The following is a 25,723-nucleotide window of genomic DNA, read 5'->3' on the forward strand; positions in this document are numbered from 1 at the left end:
TGCCTTATTTGTCTTTTCTAGAGTTTTTCTCTTCTATCCCACTTAATCCAAATCTTCTTTGCAATTCTTGTTTTATTAAATCAGGGTTTATATCTTTATATGCAAGTGCTACTAAAGTATGAAAAGCTAAGTCAGCAGCTTCGTAAACAATCTCTTTTTTATCATCATCTTTTATAGCAAAGCTAAATTCTCCAGCTTCTTCAACAACTTTTTTTAGGATTGTATTTTCACCTTTTTTAAATAAACTAGCAACATATGAAGTTTTTGGATCTGCTAGTTTCCTATCTTGCAACACATGATATAGTTTATCACTTATTGAATAATCTATATCTTGAAGTATTTTGCTTGGGGCTTCATCTTTATCTACTCTATTAAAAAAGCATGATTTTCGTCCCGTATGACACGCAACCCCACCTACTTGCTCTACTTTTAGCAAAATAGTATCTAAATCACAATCAAGATATATCTCTTTTACTTTTTGTAGATTTCCACTACTCTCACCCTTTTTCCAAAGCTTTTGTCTACTTCTTGAGTAATAATGAGCAAGGTTTGTTTTACAAGTTAACTCTAATGCTTCTTTATTCATATAAGCTAACATCAATACTTCATTAGTAGTTGAATCCTGCACCACCGCAGGAATCAACTCTTGTTTTGACCAGTCAATTTTTTCTATCATTTTGCTACTGAAGTTGCTTTTTGTGTATTTTTGGTATCAACCCAGATATTAGGAACAGCACCACCAGGAGTTAAGAAAATCTTAGCATCTTTATTTGTTTTAAGAGCTTCGTTGAATTTTCCTTGAACTTCGATTTGACGAAGTTTCAATAGGTTTGGAGTTATACTTTTTGCAATTTCCATATTTGCGTACGCATTTGCATCAGCTTCAATCTTAACAGCATCAGCTTGACCTTGAGCTTCAATTTTTCTAGCATTTGCTTTACCTGTTGCTAAAGCTGCCGCTTTTTTAGCTTCTTGGTTAGCACGCTCAACTTCATACTTTGTTCTCTCAGCCTCTTGTTTTGCGATTTGAACTCTTTCGATTTGATCTTTTATCTTTTGAGGTAGTATAATGTTTCTTAGTTGAACTGTAAGAAGCTCAACTGGCTGACCAGGCTGTGCATCTATATTTGTTCTTATACCTTGGTCTATCTTAGCCGCTATTTCATTTCTTTTTACAGGTAATTCTTCAGCTGTGTATTGACCTACAACATTTCTAGCTATATCTCTTACCACTGGATTTATGATTTTATCTTCCCAAGCAAGTCCCCAAGTAGCAATAGTTTGTGGAGCTGTTGAAGGAGATAGTTTGTACTGAACAGTAAGGTCAATTGAAACAGGAAGTCCTCTTGCATCCAAAACTGAAATTGCATTTTTATTTTTTATACCAGTTCCTCTTCTAGAGATTTCAATATCTTCTCCAGAAGTATAATTCATAATTCTAACTTTTGTATCAACTACAAAAATCTTTTGAAGAAAAGGTATAAACAGATGAAATCCAGGATTCATAGGAATTGGCTCAAACTTACCTGCAGTTGCTTTGATACCTACTTCACCAGAATTTATAACTACAAAAGGTTTTGCAATAACAAGCAATACTACTATACCTATTAGTACATATAAAAAACCAGCTTTTTTACTAAAATCTTTTAGGAATTGAGGAGGCTCTATATTTCTATTTGGGCCTCTATTTCCACCATCGTCTCCACCACTATTACCATTTTTTTTATTAAAATAGTCATTTAAATCTGCGGGCATTTCTTTCCTTGTTTTTTGTTTTATTCTATCGTAACTTTATAAACACAATCTAAATATAAGTCAATAAGTGCTTATATTTAGGGTTTCTTCCATAAACAACATCAAAGTATGCAGCTTGTAATTTAGCTGTTATTTCTCCTCGTTTGCCATCACCAATCACATAATTATCAATATCTCTTATTGGAGTAACTTCAGCAGCAGTTCCTGTGAAAAATGCTTCATCAGCAATGTAAACTTCATCTCTAGTTACTCTTCTTCTCTCGATTGGAATTCCAGCTTCACGAGCAAGTTCTAAAACCATTCCTTGAGTGATACTCTCTAGTGATGTATCATTTGGAGGTGAAATTAAAACTCCATTTCTTACGATAAAAAAGCACTCACCACTACCCTCAGCGATAAAACCTTCATCATCTAAAAGTAAAGCTTCTTCATATCCAGCATCCATGGCTTCATATTTTGCCATTTGAGAGTTTAAGTAATTTGCAGCTGCTTTTGCTTTTCCCATGGTTGAGCTTACAGGGTTTCTAGTAAAAGATGAGATTTTAACTCTAATTCCTTTTTCAAGCCCTTCTTCTCCAAGGTAACTTCCCCATTCCCAAGCAGCAATAGAAGTTTTAACAGGTGCATTTACATGGTAAAGTCCCATAATACCATATCCAAGATAGATAAGAGGTCTTAGATATACATTTGATTTAAAATCATTTGCTCTAAGTAGTTCAATTTGAGCATTTTCTAACTCTTCTAATGAAAAAGTTGGTTTAATTCTTGTAATTTTTGCAGAGTTTAAAAGTCTTTTTGTATGCTCTCTTAGCTTAAATATAGCCAAACCATCTTCTGTCATATATGCTCTTGTTCCTTCAAACACTCCATTACCATAATGTAAAGTATGAGTTAAAATATGTATCTTAGCTTCATCCCAAGCTACTAACTCGCCATCCATCCAGATATATTTAGCTTTTTCCATTGTGTATCTACCTTTTTATTTATAAATGAGTATAATATTAGCAAAATTTTATTTAAAATAGCTTTTTTTATAATAACTGGAGGCATATGTGAATATCATAAAGTTAAAAAACATCAATGTGGGATATGATGAAAATATCATTTTAAAAGATGTAAATCTAACTATCAAAGAGGGTGAAAACTGGGCTATATTAGGAGCAAATGGTTCTGGTAAATCTACTTTGATGAAGCTAATACAATCTGAAATACACCCACGATATGATGAAAATTCAACCAAAGAGTTATTTGGACAAAAAAGATATTCACTATTTGAATTAAGGCATAAACTAGGAGTTATAAGCAACGATTTGCACAACTATTTTCAATTTAAGTTACCATTTTTAACAGGATATGAAGTAGTACAAAGTGGTTTTTACTCTACATTTGGAATTTTTAAACATCAAGATTTTACAAGTGAACAACACAAAAAAGTAGAAGAATCTTTAGATTTTTTGGAGATTTCATATCTTAGAGATAAAAGACTTGATACTATGTCAACTGGTGAGCTTAGAAGATGTATCATAGCTAGAGCTCTTATTCATAATCCTAAAGCTTTTATGTTGGATGAGCCTACTGTTGGGCTTGATATAAAAGCACAAATTAAATTTATAAAAATTTTGCAAAAATTATCAAAACAAAGTTCAATCATTTTAGTAACTCATCATATTGAAGAGATTTTTGAAGAGATTTCAAAAGTAGCACTAGTTTATAATGGTACAATATATAAAACAGGTTTAAAAGAAGAGATATTAAATGATGAAGATTTATCTACAATTTTTCAAGCAAATTTGAAGATAAATCAAAATAATCACAGATACTATATACAGGAGGCAAGAGAATGAAAGCAAGTATTTATTTGGGCTCTACATGTAAACAATCAAATGAGTACAAAGATGTACTTAGTCCATATGATAAGAGAGTAGTTTCTAAAGTGGCAGTTTGTTCTAGTAATGATGCTCTTGATGCTCTAAAAATAGCTAGAAAAAGTTTTGAAAACTCTAAAAAAACTCCTTTACATGTAAGAGTAAATTGGCTTTTAGATGTTGCCAAAAAACTAGAGGTTAACAAAGAAGATATGGCTAAGACTATAACTGATGAGGTTGGAAAACCTATTAAGTTTTCAAGAGTGGAAGTAGATAGAGCCATCGAAACTATAAAACTTTCAGCAAATGCTATGATGAATTTGCATGGAGAGACATTTGATACCACTGCAATGCCAAGTGGTAAAGAGACTTTAGCGTTTTATAAAAGAGTACCTGTTGGAGTTGTACTTGCTATAACTCCATTTAATTTTCCTCTAAATCTAGTAGCCCACAAAATCGCTCCAGCCTTGGTAGCTGGAAATAGTGTTGTGTTAAAACCTACAAGCCAAGCTCCATTAACTGCTTTTAAATTTGCGAAACTTTTTATAGAGAGTGAATTTGCAACCCCCGATGCTTTAAGTGTAGTTTATAGTGGAGAGGGTGTAAATGATACTTTAGTAAAAAGTCAAATTCCAAGAGTTATAAGCTTTACAGGAAGTGTGCCAGTTGGAAGAGAGATAACAAGTAAAGCAGGAATTAAAAAAATTGCATTAGAGCTTGGAGGAAATGCAGGAACTTACATAGACAAACAAAGTGATATAAACCTAGCGGCTTCAAAGTGTGCTTTAGGAGCATTTATAAATTCTGGTCAAGTTTGTATTTCACTTCAAAGGATTTATGTTCATGCTGATATTTATGATGAGTTTGCTAAAGCTCTAATGGAAGAAACAAAAAAACTTAAAGTTGGAAGTCCATATGATGAAGAAACATTTATCGGGCCTATGGTAAATCAAAATGCAGTAGATAAAGCAAAAAGCTGGATACAAAATGCAAAAGACGAAGGTGCAACTATGTTTTTTGGTGGTTCATGCAAGGATTTACTTTTTTCTCCAACAATTATGACAAATGTTACTGAAAATATGAATATAGTTTGCCAAGAAGTATTTGCTCCAATAGTATCTTTGGTAAAAGTAAAAGATTATGAAGAAGCAAGAGATAAGATGAATGATTCACCTTACGGGCTTCAGCACTCAATTTTTTCAAATGACTTATCTACATGTAAACGAGCAATTGAAGAGTTAGATGCTGGAGGAGTTGTAGTAAATGACATCCCAACTTTGCGTTTTGACATACAGCCATATGGCGGATTTAAACAAAGTGGAATTGGAAAAGAGGGACCTAAATATGCTCTTGAAGAAGAGTATACTCAAATAAAATCAGTTGTTATTTGTTAAAGAGTTATATAAACTCTTTAACAAATTGTGTAAATTGTTCTTCATTCATAGCTCCACTCATCCTATGAACTTCTTTAGCATCTTTATAAACTGCTAGAGTAGGAATGCTTCTTATCTTAAATCTTGAAGCTAAAAATTGTTCATCTTGAGTATTTACTTTTATAAAAAGTGCTTTTAGTGGAAACTGTGTTGCTACTGCTCCAAAAACAGGTGCAAACATTTTACAAGGACCACACCACGGAGCCCAAAAATCAATGATAACAGGAAGTTCTGAATTATCTATAATCTTATCAATATTTGAAGCATTTGCTGTTATGATTTTATTTTCTAGTAATGAGTTTTTACAGTTACCACAATTTGCTTTTTTGTAGCTATCTTTTTTAGGTACATTATTTACTTGTAAACAATGTGGACAAACTACTTTCATAAAATTTCTCCTTAGTTTTTAGAGGTGCCCTTTAATTATACCACAAATGATATTTTTATTTTTGCTACTAAACTAGCATTGTTATTTTTGAGTTACACGAAAAGTATAAAATTTTATCATATATCTAAAAAAGGAGAAATGATGAAGAAATTACTTAAGGTAATCACAATCGGTTTATTTGGTATTAGTTACCTTTATGCGGGCGCTGCACCAAAAGAGTATCCAGAAGGTCCAGTTGGAGAGATGGTTAAATTAGGTGAGCAAATTGCTTTACATACAGATACTCATCCTCTTACAAAAGATTTTGTAGGTAACAAACTAAACTGTGCAAATTGTCACTTAAAAGGAGAAGATGGAAAACCTGGAACTGCTGATGGTCTTACTTCCTGGCTAGATACAGGTACAGCTTTTCCGGCGTGGTCAAAAAGAGAAAAATCTGTTCAAACTTTACAGGATAGATCAAATAACTGTTTTATGAGAAGTATGAATGGAAAAAGGTTGATTATAGATTCTAAAGCTTCTATTGCGATTGCGGCATATATCACTTGGTTATCAGAAGGTAAGCCTGTGAAGATGGATAGAAAAGGGCCTTGGGGACCAACAAATGCAAAGCTATGGCCAGCAGGAATAAAACATTTTAAACCAATACAAAAAAAAGCAACTCATGCAAATTATGTAAATGGTCAAAAAGTATATGCAACAAAATGTGCTATGTGTCATGGGCAAAAAGGTCAAGGTATGGGCTCATTCCCTCCACTTTGGGGTAGAAATGCAAAAGGTGAATGGTTAGCTTATAACACAGGAGCTGGTATGAGTAAACTTGATAAAGGTGCTGCTTGGGTTAAACTGAAAATGCCTTTAGGACAAGGTGGAAGTCTTAGTGATCAAGAAGCTGCAGATGTTATGCTTTTTGTAAATGCACAAGAAAGAGCTGATTTTGATCTCGCAAAAGGATTACTTCCAAAAGAGCAAATGGGTTACTATAACTCTAATGTTTTAAAAGAGAAACACTCTGTTAGAAGTAACTTTAAAGCGTTGGGATTAGATATAGATGTTATCAGAGGCGATAAAAAAATTAAATAATCTACAAAATCAAAGGGGATTTTACTCCCCTTTGGTATAATGTGTTATGAAAAAAATATATTTTTTAGCCATAGTTGCTTTTAGCACCATACTACTCATACTTTTTGTCTTTTACAATCGCTACAGAGGTGTCTTCGAAGATGAAAAAGTTGATGCTTATATATCCAAAAATATAGATATTTTAAATGACAATCTTAACTTTGAAAAGCAGTATGCACTTTCACTTTCACTTTTTATTTCTAAAAATCAAACAATCAAAAAAGCTTTACATGTAAATAACCAAAAAATGGCACTAGCTGAAATTGATAAGTTTTTAAAAGATATAAAAAATTCAACTGGTATTGACAATATAGACATACAAGTTCACACCAAAGATTTAAGAGCATTTGCAAGAAACTGGGATAAGAGTGATTATCTTGGTTTAGAGCTGAGTGGTTTTAGAAAAGGACTTGTTGAAGTTAAAAAAACAAAAAAATCTTTAGTTTCCATTGAGCTTGGAAAAAGGTTGAATATCAAGGCAATTTCTCCAATTTTAGATGAAAAGCAAAACTTTATAGGCTCAATAGAGATAATTATGGATTTTAAAAATGTAGAAAAGAGGCTTAAAAAGTTTAACTTAAAGATGTTGCCTCTGCTTGATAAAAAGTTTATAAATATAGCTGTTTATTTAAAAAACAATCAAAAGATAGATAGGTATTTTATAACTGAAAAAGAGTATTCAAAAGAGTTGTATCAAAAACTAAAAAACAATATGTACATTTTTAAAAAAGATAAATTTTACTATGAAATCGATGGTAAGATTGTCGTCTTTGTTCCTATGCTTAGCGTGGGGATTCAAGATGTTGGTTTTATAGTTCTTTGTATGGATGCCAAACAAAATGAGGCTTATACTTATCCTAGAGTTGATATAGAACATGAAAACAGTAGTTATGAGTTCAATCAAAAAAGAAGAAAAGTGGTAATAAAATGAAATATGCAGAAGTTTTACTTCGTGCTTTCTCAAAGAGAGTGATTGCTATGCAACCGCTTCACTTCACAAGAGTCGCGAGGAATTTATCAAGAATTATTTCTTGATAAAGGGGATAATTAAATGAAAATCTTACTATTGGAAGATGACTATCTATACAAAGTAACTATTCAAGATTTTTTAGAAGCAAATGGTTATGAAGTAGATGATTATGATGATGGAGCATAGGCACTTGATGCAATTTATTCTAACACTTATGCACTGTTGCTTTTAGATATAAGAGTTCCAAGCATGGATGGATATGAGATTCTCAAAGACATTAGAGCAAACGGTGTGCAAACTCCAGTGATTATGCTAACTTCTTTAACTGACATTCAAAATCTAAGTCTTGGGTATGAGCTTGGTTGTAGTGATTATCTTCGTAAACCTTTTGAGCTCAAAGAGTTAAAATATAGAGTAGATTATATCATCAAAACTCACAATTTTAAAAGTAGTGAAGATTTGATAAAAATTGATGAAGTTTATAGTTATGATATCAAAACAAAAACTCTTTTTAAATCTAATCAAACCATAGAATTAAGCACTACAGAAATAGAGTTAGTTTCGTATCTAGTTCAAAACAATGGATACTATATATCTTTAGATACTTTGCAAAATGTAGTTTGGGAGGGCAAAGACATAAGCTATGCAGATATAAGGATGTGTGTTAAAAGAGTACGTCAAAAGTGTGATAAAGACTTTATAAAAAACAAAAAGCTAGTTGGATACAAAATTGGTTGAAAAAAACTTTATAGGTATCAAGTATATCTTAGCACAAGCAGTTATATTGATTTTGATAGTATCTATTCCTCTACATTTTTATATAGAGAGTGAGCTTGAAAATAGTGCTTTTAAAGATAGTGCTGAGTTGCAACTATATGCACAAAAAGTAGCGTATAAGATTTATAGATTTTCAAATTCAAATGATAAAGAGTTTTATTTTCCTCGCTCAAACACCTTTAAAAGTGCAATTTATGATAAAAATGGAGATGAAATATTTTCGTTACTTGAAGAAAAGATTGAATTGTCAAATAAAAACTCTTTCATATTAAATTCAAAAAGATTTTTAAAGATAAAGCTAAAAGACAATGTGTTTGATGCTAGATATTTAGTAGTCTCAAAAAAAATTACTCATGCAAAAATGATTCAAAATGTATTGGCTATTTTGATAGTCATCGCTTTTTTAGTATTTTTAGCTAGTTTTTTTATCATAAAGCAAAGTTTAGAGCCATATAAAAAGTTTAATCAGTACCTAGAAAACTTTATAAAAGATGCTATGCATGAACTCAAAACCCCAATAGGCGTGATTTTACTCAATCTTGATGGATTAGATAGCATATACGAAAACAACAAGATGATAAAAAGAGCAAAATCAGCTTTGAAAAATATGGTTGTTGTTTATGAAGATTTGGAGTTTTTTGTAAGAAAAAACAGAGTTGAACATCCAAAAGAGTCTATAGATATATCAAAATTTACAAAAGAGAGAGTAGAGTTTTTTATGGATTTGTTAAACTCAAAAGAGATAAAAGTCATACAAAATATAGAAGATGATTTAGAAGTAAACTTCTCAAACCTTGAACTCTCAAGAATCATAGATAACACTATCTCAAACGCTATCAAGTACTCAAAAAACAAAACAAAAATAGAGATAACTCTACAAAAATGTGATGATAAAATCATGTTAAAAATCAAAGATGAGGGTAAAGGTATAGAAGATACAAACAAAATCTTTGATAGATACTACAGAGGAGACAAGATAAGTGGAGGCTTTGGGATTGGTCTTAGCATCGTAAAAAATATATGCGATAAAAATGGTGTACATGTAGATGTGGAATCTAGCTTATCTAAAGGTTCAGTTTTTACATTCAGTTTTATTAGTGTATTATAATAAAAATACGAGGATAAATGATGGATAGATATAATATTTTAGATATATTGTCTGATAAAAAAGTACTTTATGCGGAAGATGAAGAAGGTATTCGTAAAAATGTGGTGGAAATTTTAGAACTTTTTTTTGAAAAAGTTGTTTCTGTTAGTGATGGGAAAGAAGCATTAGAGGAGATGGTCCTGAGCAGTTATGATGTTTTGATGTTTGATATTTGTATGCCTAACATCGATGGATTAGAAGCTATTAAGAATATCAGAGAAAAAGATAAAAAAATACCAATACTTATACTTTCAGCTCATACCGAACAGGAGTATCTGTGGAGAGCGGTTGAACTTAAAATCACAAAATATCTGACAAAGCCATACGATAAAGATACACTTATAAACGCATTGGAAGATACAGCATTAGAGTTAGTGGACAATAATCTTGATATAAAGTTAAAAGATGGATGTACTTATAATCCTTGTACAAAAGTAGCTTGTTGGGGGACTAAAAATATACAACTATCAAAAAGTGAGAGTAGACTTTTGGAATACTTTATAAAAAGAGTAAATCAAACTGTGACTTTTAACGAGATATATGATTATATATGGGAGTTTGAACAACCTAGTAAAGAAGCCATAAAATCTTTAATAAAAGAGCTTAGAAGAAAGATAGGTAAAGAGTGTATTAAAAACACTTATGGCATAGGATATATGTTTGAAATATAAACAAATAAACAAACTTTTTTCTGTTAAAGCTAAGACTATTACTTTGGTTTTAGCGTTATATTTGATACTTTCCATAATCTTTTTCTTTGTTAGATATTTAGATATAAAAGATTTTGCTAAAAGTGCTCAAGATTCTGAGTTTAAAAAAGTGAAACTGGTATATAATGAAACCCTTAAAAAGGTGAAAAAGTTTTACATTGCAAGAGGATATGCTAATATCAATTCTTTTGGTATAAAAGATGGTTTTAAAAACAAAGATGCAAAATCACTTTATGAACTCAGCCGTCCTAGATGGGAAATTATAACTAAAGAAAACAAATATTTAAAATCTTTTAGTTTTTATGATGATAGAGGAAATCTTTTGACATATTTTGGTAAAAAACCAGAAAAAAAACTTCAATATTTTAAAACTTCAAAAAAATCATATGATGGTTTTTGGTTAAATAAAAATTCTTTTGATTACCATGCAATAGCAGAAGCTAGAGATGACAAATCAAACATCATAGGTTATTTAGTTTTTACGATTAATCCAAAATACTTTTTGTCAGAGATAAGAAAGTTGATGGATATATATGCATATATAATTCCTGAAAATAATAAAAAGATACTTTTTATGTTAAAAAAAGATGATTCTATAACAGATTTAGTTAAAAACCAAAATATAATAAGTCACAAAGAAGTGAAGATAAAAGATGGTATCTTTCTTCCATATATCATAAAGGGGATAGGTATAAATGAGCAAAATAATTTTAAAATAGTTTTTTTGCAAGACATCATGCACTGGAAAGCAACGATTAAAAAAGCAATACTACAGAGCTTGATTGCTCTGTTGATTTTAGCACTTGTGACGACAATCATCATAAACTATGGGTTTGATATAATTTTAAAAGAGCTGGATGAATCAAATGAGAAACTAAAATTAAGTCAAAAGAAACTTGAAAATTTAAATAAAAACTTGAAAATAGAAGTAGAAGAGCAGATAAAGTTGAAGCTAAAAAAAGAGAGAGAAGCCAATGAAAAAGAGAGAATTTTAGCACATCAAAGCAAGCTTGCTTCAATGGGCGAGATGATAGGAAACATAGCTCATCAGTGGAGACAACCACTAACTGAGTTATCGTCCATACTTATAAATCTACAACTCTATTTTGAAAGAAACAAGCTTACGAAAGAAAAATTTGAAATTAAAGCAAAAGAGGCAAATAAACAGATTGTATTTATGTCGAAAACTATCGATGACTTTAGAAACTTTTTTTCAACAGGAAAGCAAAAAGAAAAGTACAAAATTTCTGTAATCATAAATCGTGTAGATAATCTAGTAGAAGCATCTTTAAAAAACAATGATATAAAACTAGATATTGAGATAAAAGATGATTTTGAGATATTTGGCTTTCCAAATGAAATAGCTCAGGCATTTTTGAACATAGTAAGCAATGCAAAAGATGTTTTAATAGAGAAAAAAATAGAAGATGCAAAAATAGAGATAAAAACTTTTATTCAAAATGGCAAACATATCACTACTATAAGTGATAATGCAGGAGGTATAAAAGTCTTTCCTATAGATAAAGTATTTGAGCCCTATTTTAGTACTAAGCATGCAAAAAGTGGCACAGGTATCGGACTTTATATGACAAAAACGATAATAGAAAAAAACAATAATGGAAAAATCGAAGTAGTAAATTCTGACATAGGAGCGATATTTACTGTAACCTTTTAAATATTTTACATTCTCCCTAGTTTCCCCCTTTTTCTTGATACAGTTCTTAAAACAATTTACTAAAGGAGTAAATATGTCAAAAGACAATTCAAGAAGAAATTTCTTGCGAAAAGGTCTTGCATCAACAGCATTTGCGATGCTAGCAAGCTCCTGAGTTTCTCACTTCTAAAACCTTAATTTTCAATTTCCCTAAATTAAGGGGTTTATAAATGTTTATCAACCTAAATTAGGGTGTCCCAAGCTAAAAGCTGATACAATTTAACTATGTTTGTTCGTCAGAAAAAAAATAAAAGTGGTAGTATTAGTATTCAGATAATTTCTAAAAGTAAAGGTAAATATAAAGTAGTTGAAACTATAGGTTGTAGTAAAAATAATTATGAGATAGAAAAGTTATTAAAACAAGCCAATGAGAGATTATTAGAACTAGAGCCAAATCTATTTGATTTTGTTAAATATCAAGAGAAAAAACATAAGTTAACAAACAAAGATATTAGAGTTATTGGTGATGAACTTATATTTGGAAAACTTTTTTCAGATATTGGATGTAAAAATATTTCATTTATAAAAACTAAAGACTTAGAACTATTTAAAGCTTTAGTAATATCAAGATTGTTATATCCAGGAAGTAAACTCTATCTAATTGATTACTATCATATTTATAAAAAGCAAAATATAGATAAAAATAAGATCTATAGATTTATGGATACCATTTGCAAAGATGATTTAAAATTTAAAATCCAAAAGTGTATATTTGAACATACTAAGAAAATCATGAATGATACTATCACAGTTACTTTTTATGATGTTACAACACTATACTTTGAGTCTGAGAGTGAAGATGATCTTAGGCGAATAGGATTTAGTAAAGAAGGAAAACTGGCACGTCCTCAGATACAATTAGGATTGTTTACAACACTGCAAGGGTATCCATTATCCTATGAAGTGTATGAGGGTAATAAATATGAGGGGCATACGCTAATAGATATCTTACAAAACTTTCAAAAGAAATTTAATATAAAAACTAAACCAATAGTAGTAGCTGATAGAGGAATGCTAAATAATGATAATATTGCTTATTTAGAAAACAATAACTACAAATATATAATAGCAGCTAAAATTAAAAATATATCTAATGATTTAAAAGAGCAAATATCAAATTTAACTTTTTTAAATGATGGTGTCACTCATACTATTGAAATAAATCAAAAAATAAAATACAAAGATAAGAGTGATAAAAAGACTATAAATACCAAACAAAGACTTATTCTAACATATTCATCAAAAAGAGCTAAAAAGGATAAATATACAAGACAAAAAGCTCTTGAAAAGATTAAAGCCAAACTATCTAAAAATATCAATAAAAGTGATCTTAAATTATCATATTATGCAAAATACCTTGATATAGATGAAAAATGTGATATCAAATATAAACTTAATCAAGCAAAAATATCTGAGGATGAAAAACTAGATGGTGTTAAGGGATTTATTACAAATGATTTTAACCTTAAAGCAAATGAAGTTATTGAACACTATGCTAATCAATATGATGTAGAAAAAGCATTTAGAATATCTAAAACTGATCTTAAAATTAGGCCTATATATCACAGGCTAGAAACAAGAATTAAAGCTCATATCCTAATATCATTTGTTTCTTATGCAATATATAAAGAATTTGAAAGAAAAATCAAACAATCTAATATTGATATAAAATTTAAACTCACATTTGATCATATTAAAACAATGTATGGTTATAAAACTCCATATGGTATCGAACCATTACAAATGGATGAAATTCAACAAAAAATTTATGATGCTATTTATCTCAAATGAAAATTTGGGTGTCCTATGAGAAACTCAGGAAAAAAACAATAATGGAAAAATCGAAGTAGTAAATTCTGACATAGGAGCGATATTTACTGTAACCTTTTAAATATTTTACATTCTCCCTAGTTTCCCCCTTTTTCTTGATACAGTTCTTAAAACAATTTACTAAAGGAGTAAATATGTCAAAAGACAATTCAAGAAGAAATTTCTTGCGAAAAGGTCTTGCATCAACAGCATTTGCGATGCTAGCAAGCTCTCAAGCAAGTGCTTTTTCACTGAAAAATCCTGGAAGAGATGAAGAAGATTCTAGGTATATAGGGCAAAAAGGGAAACACTATGCTATGGTTATCGACTTAAGGCAATGTGTAGGGTGTCAAGCATGTACCGCATCATGTATAGTTGAAAACAATGTTCCTATTGGGCAACATAGAACATTTGTTACTGAAGCAGAACTTGGAGAATTTCCTGATGTAAGAAAAGGTTTTTTACCTCAGTTGTGTAATCATTGTAATGAACCAGCTTGTGTACCAGTGTGTCCTACAGGAGCAACTTTTAAAAGAGAAGATGGGATTGTGGTAGTTGACAATGAAGTTTGTTGGGGCTGCGGATATTGTATAAGCGCATGTCCATACGATAAAAGGTATTTTAACAAAGATACTAAAACTGCCGATAAATGTACTTTTTGTGCTCATAGAGTTGATGATGGTCTTTTACCTGCATGTGTTGAAACTTGTGTTGGTGGAGCTAGAATTTTTGGTGATTTAAATGATAAAAATTCAGATGTATATACACTAATTAATAGTTTATCAACTACTCATTTGAAACCATACGAAGGTACAAAACCACAAGTATTTTATATTGGTTTAGATTCAAGACTAACAGAAATATTAAATTCTACACAAAGTTTAGATGACTTAATTAAAGAACAAATAGGTATAGAAGAAGAGTGGAGAAAAGCAAAGCCGGAGGTAAATAATCATGGATAATATTCAACATTTAATAACAATCGTGTCTTCAGTAACAATAGAAAAGCCATGGGGCATAGACATACCAAATTATTTTTGGTTTACAGGTAGTTCAGCAGCAGCATTTATTATTTCAAGTTTTGCGCATGTTTTTGGATGGGAAAAGTATAAACCTATTGCTGGAATCTCTTTGTTGCTGGCTTTTGTTTTGCTTGTAGCTGCACCATTAAATCTTATAGATGATTTAAAACAACCAGGTAGGATTTTAAACTTTTTTATGTATGGTTGGGAAAACTTTCCAACATCTCCTATGAAATGGGGAGTTTTACTTTTAATGGCTTATCCGATACTTATATTCTTTGAGGCTCAAGCATTATATCGACCGTATTTTGTAAAAAAAGTAAAAAATGGTAGTGGTTTAGGCAAAGCATTTAATAAGCTTTTTACATTTGGAAATATGGATTTGAGCAAAGAAGCACTTGAAAAAGATCATAAAAAAGGTTTTATACTAGGAGCAATTGGTATACCTTTAGCACTTGCTGTTCATGGATATACAGGTTACATTTTAGGAGCAGTTCACGCAAATGTTATGTGGCATACTCCTTTGATGCCTATCATCTTTTTAGCTTCTGCTATGGTTTCTGGTACAGGTTTATTACTGATTTTAATACCACTTTTTCAAAGATTTTTATCACCGATGAAAAAAGTAGATAACAATATGGTAGCTACTTTAGCAAAACTATTATCATGGTTTATTATTGCTGATTTAGTTATGAGATTCTTTTGGTTAACTTTCTCACTAACATTTGCAAATGCTGAAAAATACTATTTGTATGAATTTTTTACTAATCATTTTGCAGAAACATTTTGGATTGATTATGTACTTTGTTTATTTATTCCACTTATCATAGGCTTCACTAAATTAAGATATAAGCCGTTTATTGTCTATACTGGAGCAATATTAACAGCTGTTGGTGTTTGGATATTTAGATGGAATACAGTTATTGGAGGACAAACAATTCCTAGAACTACACCAGGGTTTTTAGACTATACACCTCCTATGTTTGGACAAGATAGCATAATAGCAATATTGTCAAATTGGGGTATTTTATTTGCTCTAATTTGTGCTGTATTGGTTATATTCCCGTGGGATGATGAGATGAAAGATTGTTATGAAGGAGTTGAAAATGGAAAATAATAGAAGAAATTTTCTGATAGGTTCAGGTGCAGTTGTTGCAGCAGCATCAATCGGAGGATACAAAGATACTTTAGGCGCTGTAGCTACACTATCTAATAAAGGTGAGAAGGCAAAAGATTCTATATATGGAAATTCTTTAATTCCAGAAGCAAAAATAGCTAATGATATTTATGATAAAAATAGCTCTTTTTCAATTATGAGTAATATGTGTAATGGCTGTACAACTCATTGTGGAGTTCGCGTAAGAATAGATAATAAAACAAATAAAGTTGTAAAAGTTACAGGAGATCCATACAATCCACTGTCAACAGACCCATGGCTTCCTTATAATACACCATTAAAAGATAGCTATAAGATACTTGGTAAAGACTCAAAAGAGAACATAACTTTTCGTTCAACTGCATGCGCAAGAGGAAATACAGTATTTGATAAGATTGATGATCCTTTAAGAGTGACTAAGCCGCTTAAAAGAGTAGGTAAAAGAGGCGAAAACAGATGGGAAGAGATACCAATCGAGCAACTAATAGATGAGATTGTACAAGGAGGTAATCTTTTTGGTGAAGGTAATGTAGAAGGATTGAAATCTATCAGGGATATTAAAACTCCATTAGATCCAAAAGATCCATCTCTTGGACCAAAAGCCAACCAACTTTGTATGTTAGCAACTGGTGATGATGGTCGTAAAAAGTTTGCAATACATCGTTTTGTAAAATCTTTTGGTACTGTAAATTATCAGGGGCATACTTCAATATGTGGTTTAGCTATGCGTTCAGGAGAGGCAGCATACTTAGGAGATTTCAAGAAATATCCACATCTAAAACCTGATTTTGAAAATTGTGACTACTTATTGACTTTTGGTACAGCTCCAGCACAAGCAGGAAATCCGTTTAAAAGACAAGCTAAATTGTTATCAAAAGCGAGAACAAAAAAGAATTTAAAGTATGTTGTTGTTGCACCTATGTTAACAAATGCTGATTCTATAGCTGTTGGAAATCAAAGTCAATGGATACCAGTTAAACCAGGTGGAGATTTGGCTTTTGTAATGGGTATGCTAAGGGTGATAATTGAAGAGAAGTTATACAACCATGACTATCTATCTTTAGCATCTAAAGAAGCACAAAAAGAGGCAAATGATGCATCTTTTACAAATGCTTCTCATTTGGTAATTCAAGATGATGAAGATTTTGGAAGTATTTTGAAAGATAAAAAAGAAGCTTTAGTAATAGACTCTGAAGATGGTTTACTTAAAGTTGCATCATTGGTAAAAAAAGCTGAACTTTTTGTAGATAAAAGCGTTGAGTTCAATGGAAAATATTATCAAGTAAAAAGCTCTATGACTCTTTTGAAAGAGTCAGCAAATGAGTATAGTTTGGATGTTTATTCTAAAAATAGTGGGATAAGTAAAGAAAAAATCATAGCTACTGCAAGAGAATTTACATCTCATGGCAGAAAAGCTGCGATTGATTGCCACGGTGGAACTATGCACACAACAGGTTTTTATACAACTTATGCAATCATGATGCTAGGAGCAATGGTAGGTAATCTTAATTACCAAGGCGGAATGAGCGTTGGTGGAGGTAGATATAAAGACCTTAAAGGAAAAAAATATAATTTAATAGCTTATAAAGGAAAGGTAAAAACAAAAGGTTATCGAGTAGATAAAACAAGAAAATCCTATGAAGGGACTAAAGAGTTTAAAACAAAAGTTGCAAATGGACAAAATCCATATCCTGCTACAGATACTTGGTATCCATTCACAAATGCACTAGAAAGTGAAATTATCACAAATAGTGCAAAAGGATACCCTTATAATTTAAAAGCAATTATAAGCTGGAATGCAAATATTTTGTATGGTCAAAGCGGAACAAGATTTATAAAAGATTTACTTGCTGATCCAAAAAAATCAATTCCTTTGTTTATCTCTATAGACCCATTTATAAATGAAACATCAAAATATGCTGATTATATTGTTCCTGATTCTGTTATTTATGAGACATGGGGAGCTGCAGGAGCTTGGGCTGGATATCAAACTAAGATAAATATGATGGCTTTCCCTGCTTTTACTCCAAAACAAGCAACTTTTAAAAATGGAGAACCTATCTGTATGGATAGTTTTGTGATTGAATTGGGTAAAAAATTAGGCTTACCTGGTTTTGGAAAAGGTGCTATAAAAGGGGCTGGTGGAAAGAAGTACAATTTAGATAAACCAAGCGACTACTACTTAAGAGCTTTTGAAAATGTTGTTTTAGATGGTAAACCAGTACCTGATATAAGTGATGAAGAATTGAAGTTTGCAAATTTAGAGTCTTATGTAGACAAACTAAAGGAGATATCTGGTGATAATTGGAAAAAAGTAGCATATGCAATGGCTCGTGGAGGACGATATGCCTCAAAAGAGAGTGGATATAAAGACGGAAAACTTACTCACCCTTATACAAAGAACTGTATTCAAATATACAATCCTGTAGTTGGTAAAGAAAAACATGCAATGACCGGTGAAAGATTTAGTGGAGTACCAAGATTTTATCCTGCAAGATTAAATGGTGGAGAACTATTGGAAAAAGAATTTCCACCATCTAAATATCCATTATCTGCATTTAGTTATAAATCAAATGTTTTATCTCAATGTGATGCTTCAAGTAGCGGTATGCAAAATATAAGATTTACTACTTATATAGATATCAATCCAAAAAGTGCTGATAAACAAAACTTAAAACATGGAGATATGGTAAAAATATCTTCAGAAGGAGGAAGTATTGAAGGTATGTTGCGCTTTAGAAATGGTGTGATGCCTGATACTTTAGCCATAGAACATGGACTAGGAAGAGATGCAGAAGGGGCTGAAACTGTAGCTATAGGAGCAAAGACTTTTAAAGGAATTGTTCAGAGAAAAACAGGAGTAAATATCAATAAATTAGGTATTTTAGACCCATCAAGAAAATTGGCTACGCTAAGTGATTTTGTCGTTGGCTCAAATGCAAGGCAAGCAATTCCTGTAAGTATAACAAAAATATAGAAATCGAAATCTCCTTTATAACGGTGAAACTAGATAATGAGCTTAAAATTTAAGCTCATTATCTTTAGTCTGATATGTTTTTCTCACAAGTACTACTTTTTTATATCGTTTCTAGCAATAAAATTCAAAACAGTAGCATTTATACAAAATCTCTGTCTGCCACCTGGTGCATCGTTAAAAACATGACCTAAGTGAACACCACTGTTTTTTGCTATGACTTCTGTTCTTATCATGCCATAACTTGTATCTTTTTTCTCTATGGTTGAGCCATCAACTGCTTTAAAGAAGCTAAGCCAACCTGAGCCTGAGTTAAATCTATCTTTGGTATCAAATAGTATATCACCTGAGAGTTTATCTACAAAAACTCCATCAGGAGTGTTTTTAAAGATTTCGTACTGTTTACAGTATCTTCCATCTGTTCCTTGATTAAATGCAACATTAAAAGCTTCACTATTTGTTCCTAGTTTAAACTCTCCAAGAGCTCTATAAAAATCTTTTTTATCCATGTATCCTACATGTGAGTAGACCTCTTTGCCATCTTCTATAAAGAGTATAGTTGGTGTTGCTGTAAGTTGTGTTTTGATTTTAAAATCTTTTAGCTTATCACTATTAGCAGTTCGCAGCGGTGTATCACCTTTATATGATGAGGTTACATCTTTAGCAAACTTTTCACAATAAGGACAATAAGGTGCATCGATAACTACAACTTCTTTACCACCTAGTGGTGTTATAAAAGCAGGCTTCTTCATCTTCTTTTCAAATTTTACACCAATTCTATGATTTGGACAGTATCCAAAAGGATTTTTTTGAAGGTAATCTTGATGATAATCCTCTGCTTCATAAAACTTTGTTAGTGGTGCAATCTGTGTTGTGATTTTTCCAAAACCTGCTTTTGTAAGTAGTTTTTGGTACTCATCTTTTGTTTTAAGTGCGATGTTTTTTTGAGTTTCATTTGTATAAAATATGGCACTTCTATAATTGTTCCCTATGTCATTGCCTTGTCTGTCGCCTTGTGTAGGGTTGTGTAACTCCCAAAACTCTCTTATAAGCTTCCCAGCACTTGTTTTTTGATTATCAAATATAACTTCTACTGTTTCAGTATAGTTTATTATATTTTTGTCTGTACTATTTCTGTACTTTAAAACAGTTTTGTATGTTGGATTTATATAGTTTCCTCCAGCATATCCTGATTTTGCATCTATGACACCCTCTTGTTGTTCAAAGTATTTTTCAACTCCCCAAAAGCATCCTGCACCAAAAACTATAGTTTCTGTTTTTGCATACATTGATACGGTAAGGGCTAGTAATAGTAGTAATTTTTTCATTCTGTTTCTCCGTTTGGTTTTATGTGAAAGATGGTTCTTTCTTTGTTGCTATCATACAAATAGCATGTGTATTTATTGTTTAGGCATATGTTGTTGACTATAGAAAGCCCTAATCCAAAGCCACTCTTTTTTCTGTTTTTACTTTTTGATATAGTAAAAAATGGTTCAAAAATTTTCTCTTTAAACTCTGCTTCTATCTTTTCGCCACTGTTTTCAAAGCTTACTATTTCATCGCTGTTATCTACTTTTATATAGCCCTTATTTGTAAATTTTAAAGCATTTGTGAGTATGTTTACGCATACTTTTTTTAAGTCCATTTTGTTGAAAACTATGATAAAAGATTTATCTATATTATTGATAAAATCTATATCTTCATTTTTTGGTAAGATTGAAAATACTTCATTATCTATAAAACTATATAGGTTTATATTTTCTGTTTTTTTATGCTCTTGCATCGATGTTATAAATTTTAACATATCAATCGTAAGTTCATCTAAAAACTTTATCTCTTCTCTCATATGCTCTAAAACTAAAGGCAAATCATCTTCACTAACCATACCATCTTCTATCTCTTCAATATAGCCATTTACTATAGTGATAGGCGTTTTCACATCATGTGCCATAGAGATAAGAAGGTTTGAAAGATTTTGATTTTTTTGTTTTAAATCTTTTATGTGCTTTTTTAGTTGTGAAGATAAAAAGTTCATATTGTTGTTTATGTCTTGTATCTCTGTTATCTTGTTTTGACTATGGTCTATCTCATAATTGTGACTTCTGATATTTTCTAAGCGATGATTGATAAAGTTGAATTTTTTTGATAAATATCTTCCAAGAAAAAAGCTAATAACTCCTATGACTGGAGTTAAAAAGGCAATGACAAATATAATTTGTATAACCATAGGCATCCCAATGGGTTTTCCTATGATAATATACGTCAAAAATGAGCTTAAAATCGATATAAAAAAGCCAGCAAGTGTATAAATTATGATTAGAAAAGGTTTAATTTTCATATATTTTGTATCCTATCCCTCTTACTGTTTTAATGATATCTTTCTCATAAAATTGTTTTACTTTTTCTCGTATATGATATATATGGCTATTTATCCCCTGCTCATCAATCTCCCCAAAGTAGTTATCGTATATGATTTGTGCTAAATCAGCTCTTGAGTAGACTCTATTTTTATTATTGATTAGTGTGGTCAAGATTAGATACTCACTAGGAGTAAACTCAATCTTAAAGCCATTTACAATTATCTCTTTTGCTTCTTCATTAAGGAGTATATCAACGATAGATTGCCCATCTAAAGAGCTTAATTCCTCTTTTCTCTTTAAAAGAGATTGGATTTTTATAGCTAACTCTTTTGCAGAAAAAGGTTTAGCTATATAATCATCAATCCCAAAATTATAGCCTTTAGTTTTAAACTCTATAGTATCTAAAGCACTTATCATTATGACAAGTGTTTGTTTTGATTTTTTTCTTATTGCTTGACAAATCTCAAAACCATCTACATGAGGCAGCATGATGTCAAGTGTAACTAAATCATAAGAATTGGCAGCTATTTTTTTAAGAGCAACTTTTCCATCATAAGCGATATCTACATCATAGATATCGCTTTTTAGACGGTTTTTTATAAAGTTTACAATAGTCTCTTCATCTTCAACTATAAGTATCTTTTTTTTCATATAATACTTTCTTTTTTACTATTGTAACAAAAAAATGTTTACATATTTGGCTTAACTAAATGCCAAACACCTTTTACTCCATCACCATGCATGTCGTTTGCTTTTGTATCTTTAAAAAAGTAGTATAGTGGCTGAGACTTGTAAGTTGTTTGCATAGCTCCATTATCTCTTTTTATCATTCCAAAATCTTCTTTTTTAACATCTGCAGGAAGTTTTAAACTACTTGCATCACCTGCAAATACAGGCCATTTTGCTTCACAACCGTTGTAGCAGTTAGACTTGTCTTTTGTGTCTTTGTCAAAAGTATAAAGAGCCATACCTTTGCTATCCATCAAAAATGCTGCTTTTGAATCCATTGACATATTGTCACCGTAGTTTGAAGCACATCCTACAAAAAGTAGAGCTGAAGTTGCTATTGCCATCGCTAATTTTTTCTTCATTTTATTCTCCTCAGAATTTGTTTATGTGACATCTTAGTAACACTTTATGAAGATTCTATGAAGATAGGCAAAAAAAGGATATAATTTCATTAAAAAAAGGAATTTTATGTTAAAAATAGGAGATAAAGCACCAGAAGTCACTCTTCCAAATCAAGATGGAGTTGAGATAAGTTTAAGGGATTTAGAAGGCAAATGGGTAGTTTTATACTTTTATCCAAAAGATAATACCCCAGGATGTACAACAGAAGCTTGTGAGTTCACTGAAGCTCTACCAGATTTTGATGGACTAAATGCAGTTATCTTAGGAGTAAGTCCAGATAGCCCTAAAAAACACTCAAATTTTATAGCAAAAAAAGATTTACTCATAACTCTTTTAGCAGATGAGAGTAAAGAAGTATGTGAAAAATATGGTGTTTGGCAACTAAAGAAAAACTATGGAAAAGAGTACATGGGAGTAGTTCGCTCAACATTTCTTATCTCACCAGAAGGTAAGATAGAAGCTATTTGGGAAAAAGTAAGAGTTAAAGGTCATGTAGAAGCTGTTAAAGAAAAATTAGAAGAAATCGCTAAATAGCGATTTCTAATTCACAGCCTATCCATCTATCTCTTTTCGCTTCTTTTTCTTTTGGAGCTAGGATTTTGATTCTTTCTTTTGAGATTTTGTACTTACTGATTAATGATGACTTAACTGATTTAGCTCTTTTATTTGCAAGGTTTTCCAGCTCTTTTTGGCTTATTTTGATGTTTTTGGTGATTTTTGTTTGTACTTCATTGTTAAATGCAATGATATTGATTTGAGGTTTTTTAGTCTTTTTAGTTTTATTGTCATCTTTTTTAGGTTTTATGATAAACAATTTTTGTAAATCTTCATACTCTTTTTGCGAAAAATCTTTTACATATAAAGTTTTTAAAGCACTTCCATAAACATCATTTGTACTATTCGTATCTTTTGCTAACTCTTTGTTTATTATGATTTTAAACTTTTGTTTTTGTAGTTCATAAGTATCTAAATCTTTATTATATGCTCCTGTTATACTAAGTTTTATACCTGGTTTTTTGGAGAGAATTTTATTTAAGTTATCTAGTTTTTCATATTCGCTTGATATGATTTTGTATGAGCCAATTTCAAAATCAATCGCTTTTAAATCATCTCCTTTAATTCCAAGCATTGAGCCTAAAAATCTAAAAGGAGCTGTAACAATTCCTGTAATCATATTGCCAATAGCTCTCCAAATGATACTTCCATAACTAAATTGTGGATCATTCATATTTCCAGTTACTGGCAAATCAATATCAATTTGTCCATTTGAATCTTTCAAAATCGCAATAGCAAGTTCAAGTGGAAGCGATGGCGCGTCTTTACTTTCCACTTTTTCTCCTAGAGTTAGGGTGTCTATATTTATCTTATTATCGCCTATTAGTTTTGCTTTTTTTATATCATATTTTAAATCCATGGATAATTTTCCATTTTTTATTTTATATCCTAAAAATTTCATTGAATATGGAGTAATGGAACTTAAATCTATGTTTTTAAATAGTACATTTATCTTTGCATTTTCTTTTATGTTAAAAGGTGAGAGAACTCCATTGATATTTGTATATCCATATTTATCAATTTTACCTTTTAATTTTAGAGTTGAAGGAGTGGTTTTTTGAAAATCAAGTGTTGAAAACTCTCCATTTAAATCATGAATATACGTTTTAAAAGGAAATGGTAGTGAAAAATCACTAAAATCAGAACTTCCTTTTGTTAAAACCATCGGGCCAATTTTTAGTTTTAATGGTTCTTTTGATGTTTTTTCTTCTTTAGAGCTACTTGGTTTTGTTAAATTTGAAAAATTTGTGGAGCCATCTTTGTTTACATGAGCTCTTATGTAAGGCTCTTTAAGTTCTAAATTTTTTATGCTAATATCATCATTGTTGTATTTTATGCCATTTATTTTTAATTGATTCCATGATAAAAGTTTTTCGCCATTGTTTTGGTTTATCACAAGTTTATCTATGCTGGTATCAGCTATGAGTTTTATATCTTTTGATTTAGAAAAATCAACATCTAAATCAGCCATAATACTTAAATCTGCATTATTGATATCAAAATTTACAAACTTAGAAAGATAATTTTTATAATCGCTTATATTTAGATTTTTAAGATCAATTTTTGAAGATACTATAAGTGGTTCAGGCTTTATTTGTCCTTTTGCTTTTAGCTTTGCGTTTTTATTAATATCTGTCATCAAATCAAAGTCTATAGGACTTTGTTTATCAAGCGAAATATTCTTTACATGTAAAGTTGTTTTACTTAGTTCACTTTTGATTGGATTATCTAAGGAATTATCTTCAAAAATAACATTTGCTTCGTTTATATTAGCTTCTTTTAAAAGAAAATCCCATGGTTTGGACTCTTTTTTTGATGTTGAATTTGACTCTTTCATTTCAAAAGCTTTTAGTAAATTTAGTTGATATTTTTTATCTAAACTTGCAAATACTTTTGGGCTTTGAAGATTTAAACTATCTATTGATATTTTTTGTTCTGGCCATTTTAGATTTAAACTATTTACATCGATTTTAGCTAAATCAAAAAGAGTATTTGTTTTATCTTTCATAATTATATTTGATAGAGTTATTTTGGCATCATTTATACTAGCTTGTAAATCTTTTGATAAATCTATCTTGTAAGGAAGCTCAAAAGATATATTTCCGCTTGTTAGTTTGGCTTCTAAGTCACTTAATGCATAATCATAAAGCTTTGGTAGTTCTAGATTTGTAAGATTGATTTTGCCGTATATATTAAGAGGCTCAATCCTCATACCACCTTCCCAAAGTATCTCACCATTTTTACCAACTTTGGTTTTAAAAGCATAGCCATTTAAGTCACCTGCTTTTGTGCTTATGTCATGTGCCATAAAATCATAAGGCCCAAAGTTTAGTTCAAACTGCTTTTTATCTCTAAAATCGTTAAATTTTATATTTCCATCTTTTATGTTTAATTTCTCAAGTTTTATTATAGGAAGTTGCTGTGGCTTTTGCTCTGTTTTTACTTCTTTAGTATTGCTAGTTTTTATAATATTTTGCAGGTTGAGTTTCCCGTCTTGTAAAATCGAAGTATAAAGTTTAGGTGAGTTTATATCTAGTGTTTTAAACAAAATTGTTTTTTCAAGAAGTCCTAAAAAACTATAATCTACATGTAAAAATTTTACACCAAGTACAGGCTTTTTGTTTAAATCTTTTAAAACGATATTGTGAAGTTTTAAATCAAATTCATATGGGTTAAAACTAGCATCCGATACTTCTACATGTAGACCTATCTTATCTTTTAAAATAGTTGGAAGTTTACTGGTAACAAACCAAGGAATGAGTAAAAAACCTACTAAATTGTAAGTTAAAAACAAAAAACCAATCCAAAACCAAAAACTTTTTAAATACTTCATAT

Annotated in this window: 22 protein-coding genes; 13 read left to right on the forward strand and 9 right to left on the reverse strand. The window is 30.6% G+C overall.

The features are described 5' to 3' along the window. Window positions 1-4 precede the first annotated feature (4 nt). The 3 genes from hisIE to ACKGJI_RS01250 are packed head-to-tail and all read right to left on the reverse strand — an operon-like array spanning window position 5 to window position 2,719. Window positions 5-676 (reverse strand): bifunctional phosphoribosyl-AMP cyclohydrolase/phosphoribosyl-ATP diphosphatase HisIE, encoded by a 672-nt coding sequence (gene hisIE / locus ACKGJI_RS01240; protein ID WP_458700746.1) that lies wholly within the window; start codon window positions 674-676, stop codon window positions 5-7. Further along, window positions 673-1,755: a prohibitin family protein gene (locus tag ACKGJI_RS01245; protein ID WP_458700747.1), complete on the reverse strand. Its 1,083-nt coding sequence runs from the start codon at window positions 1,753-1,755 to the stop codon at window positions 673-675. Before ACKGJI_RS01245 ends, hisIE begins: the two co-directional genes overlap by 4 nt. 49 nt (window positions 1,756-1,804) lie before the next feature. Further along, window positions 1,805-2,719: a branched-chain amino acid transaminase gene (locus tag ACKGJI_RS01250; protein ID WP_458700748.1), complete on the reverse strand. Its 915-nt coding sequence runs from the start codon at window positions 2,717-2,719 to the stop codon at window positions 1,805-1,807. Window positions 2,720-2,807: 88 nt separating this feature from the next. On the opposite strand from ACKGJI_RS01250, the gene ACKGJI_RS01255 reads away from it, so the two are divergent. Both ACKGJI_RS01255 and ACKGJI_RS01260 read left to right on the forward strand, forming a co-directional pair. Next, on the forward strand, window positions 2,808-3,599 hold the full coding sequence (locus ACKGJI_RS01255) for an ABC transporter ATP-binding protein (protein ID WP_458700749.1): 792 nt from the start codon (window positions 2,808-2,810) through the stop codon (window positions 3,597-3,599). Continuing rightward, the gene (locus ACKGJI_RS01260; protein ID WP_458700750.1) at window positions 3,596-5,014 is read left to right on the forward strand and encodes an aldehyde dehydrogenase family protein; all 1,419 of its coding nucleotides are present in this window, start codon (window positions 3,596-3,598) and stop codon (window positions 5,012-5,014) included. Before ACKGJI_RS01255 ends, ACKGJI_RS01260 begins: the two co-directional genes overlap by 4 nt. Window positions 5,015-5,018: 4 nt before the next feature. Here the strand turns inward: ACKGJI_RS01260 and trxC are convergent, their stop codons facing one another. Further along, on the reverse strand, window positions 5,019-5,441 hold the full coding sequence (gene trxC / locus ACKGJI_RS01265) for a thioredoxin TrxC (protein WP_458700751.1): 423 nt from the start codon (window positions 5,439-5,441) through the stop codon (window positions 5,019-5,021). Between the two features lie 141 nt (window positions 5,442-5,582). Here trxC and ACKGJI_RS01270 point away from each other — a divergent pair, with 141 nt between their 5' ends. The 10 genes from ACKGJI_RS01270 to ACKGJI_RS01315 all read left to right on the forward strand — a co-directional run bounded on the left by ACKGJI_RS01270 (window position 5,583) and on the right by ACKGJI_RS01315 (window position 18,845). Beyond that, entirely contained in the window at window positions 5,583-6,524 is a 942-nt protein-coding gene (locus tag ACKGJI_RS01270; protein WP_458700752.1) for a c-type cytochrome, read from the forward strand. A 46-nt stretch (window positions 6,525-6,570) separates the two neighbouring features. Beyond that, complete coding sequence (locus tag ACKGJI_RS01275) at window positions 6,571-7,494, forward strand: cache domain-containing protein (protein WP_458700753.1); 924 nt, start codon at window positions 6,571-6,573, stop codon at window positions 7,492-7,494. A gap of 237 nt (window positions 7,495-7,731) precedes the next feature. Continuing rightward, window positions 7,732-8,271, forward strand: a complete 540-nt coding sequence (locus ACKGJI_RS01280; RefSeq protein WP_458701675.1) for a response regulator transcription factor — start codon at window positions 7,732-7,734, stop codon at window positions 8,269-8,271. Further along, complete coding sequence (locus ACKGJI_RS01285) at window positions 8,264-9,418, forward strand: sensor histidine kinase (RefSeq protein ID WP_458700754.1); 1,155 nt, start codon at window positions 8,264-8,266, stop codon at window positions 9,416-9,418. Before ACKGJI_RS01280 ends, ACKGJI_RS01285 begins: the two co-directional genes overlap by 8 nt. Window positions 9,419-9,438: 20 nt before the next feature. Then, window positions 9,439-10,128 carry a response regulator transcription factor gene (locus tag ACKGJI_RS01290; RefSeq protein WP_458700755.1) on the forward strand — a complete coding sequence of 230 codons (690 nt, stop codon included), beginning with the start codon at window positions 9,439-9,441 and terminating at the stop codon, window positions 10,126-10,128. Continuing rightward, window positions 10,118-11,842 (forward strand): sensor histidine kinase, encoded by a 1,725-nt coding sequence (locus ACKGJI_RS01295; RefSeq protein WP_458700756.1) that lies wholly within the window; start codon window positions 10,118-10,120, stop codon window positions 11,840-11,842. The genes ACKGJI_RS01290 and ACKGJI_RS01295 overlap by 11 nt, the downstream gene beginning before the upstream one ends. Window positions 11,843-12,106: 264 nt before the next feature. Further along, the gene (locus ACKGJI_RS01300) at window positions 12,107-13,672 is read left to right on the forward strand and encodes an IS1634 family transposase (RefSeq protein WP_458699983.1); all 1,566 of its coding nucleotides are present in this window, start codon (window positions 12,107-12,109) and stop codon (window positions 13,670-13,672) included. A 173-nt stretch (window positions 13,673-13,845) separates the two neighbouring features. After that, window positions 13,846-14,652, forward strand: a complete 807-nt coding sequence (gene dsrO / locus ACKGJI_RS01305; protein ID WP_458700757.1) for a sulfate reduction electron transfer complex DsrMKJOP subunit DsrO — start codon at window positions 13,846-13,848, stop codon at window positions 14,650-14,652. Further along, window positions 14,645-15,829 carry an NrfD/PsrC family molybdoenzyme membrane anchor subunit gene (gene nrfD / locus ACKGJI_RS01310; RefSeq protein WP_458700758.1) on the forward strand — a complete coding sequence of 395 codons (1,185 nt, stop codon included), beginning with the start codon at window positions 14,645-14,647 and terminating at the stop codon, window positions 15,827-15,829. The genes dsrO and nrfD overlap by 8 nt, the downstream gene beginning before the upstream one ends. Then, window positions 15,819-18,845: a molybdopterin-dependent oxidoreductase gene (locus tag ACKGJI_RS01315; protein WP_458700759.1), complete on the forward strand. Its 3,027-nt coding sequence runs from the start codon at window positions 15,819-15,821 to the stop codon at window positions 18,843-18,845. The genes nrfD and ACKGJI_RS01315 overlap by 11 nt, the downstream gene beginning before the upstream one ends. A gap of 92 nt (window positions 18,846-18,937) precedes the next feature. On the opposite strand, the gene msrA is transcribed toward ACKGJI_RS01315, so the two are convergent. Genes msrA through ACKGJI_RS01335 form a run of 4 tightly spaced genes read right to left on the reverse strand, consistent with a single transcriptional unit; the run spans window position 18,938 to window position 22,293 of the window. Continuing rightward, a complete protein-coding gene (gene msrA, locus ACKGJI_RS01320) occupies window positions 18,938-20,170 on the reverse strand; it encodes a peptide-methionine (S)-S-oxide reductase MsrA (RefSeq protein ID WP_458700760.1) in 1,233 nt (410 codons plus the stop codon). Beyond that, window positions 20,167-21,180, reverse strand: coding sequence for a sensor histidine kinase (locus tag ACKGJI_RS01325; RefSeq protein WP_458700761.1), 1,014 nt, complete (start codon window positions 21,178-21,180; stop codon window positions 20,167-20,169). Before ACKGJI_RS01325 ends, msrA begins: the two co-directional genes overlap by 4 nt. Then, window positions 21,170-21,853 carry a response regulator transcription factor gene (locus ACKGJI_RS01330; RefSeq protein ID WP_458700762.1) on the reverse strand — a complete coding sequence of 228 codons (684 nt, stop codon included), beginning with the start codon at window positions 21,851-21,853 and terminating at the stop codon, window positions 21,170-21,172. The genes ACKGJI_RS01325 and ACKGJI_RS01330 overlap by 11 nt, the downstream gene beginning before the upstream one ends. 38 nt (window positions 21,854-21,891) lie before the next feature. Continuing rightward, window positions 21,892-22,293 (reverse strand): COG4315 family predicted lipoprotein, encoded by a 402-nt coding sequence (locus ACKGJI_RS01335; RefSeq protein ID WP_458700763.1) that lies wholly within the window; start codon window positions 22,291-22,293, stop codon window positions 21,892-21,894. Window positions 22,294-22,399: 106 nt separating this feature from the next. Between ACKGJI_RS01335 and bcp the strand changes: the two genes are divergently transcribed. Continuing rightward, window positions 22,400-22,867 (forward strand): thioredoxin-dependent thiol peroxidase, encoded by a 468-nt coding sequence (gene bcp, locus ACKGJI_RS01340; protein WP_458700764.1) that lies wholly within the window; start codon window positions 22,400-22,402, stop codon window positions 22,865-22,867. On the opposite strand, the gene ACKGJI_RS01345 is transcribed toward bcp, so the two are convergent. After that, window positions 22,860-25,721: a DUF748 domain-containing protein gene (locus tag ACKGJI_RS01345; protein WP_458700765.1), complete on the reverse strand. Its 2,862-nt coding sequence runs from the start codon at window positions 25,719-25,721 to the stop codon at window positions 22,860-22,862. The two genes, bcp and ACKGJI_RS01345, sit on opposite strands and share 8 nt — an antisense overlap. Window positions 25,722-25,723 lie beyond the last annotated feature (2 nt).

The sequence above is a fragment of the Sulfurospirillum sp. 1307 genome (genome assembly GCF_054408545.1).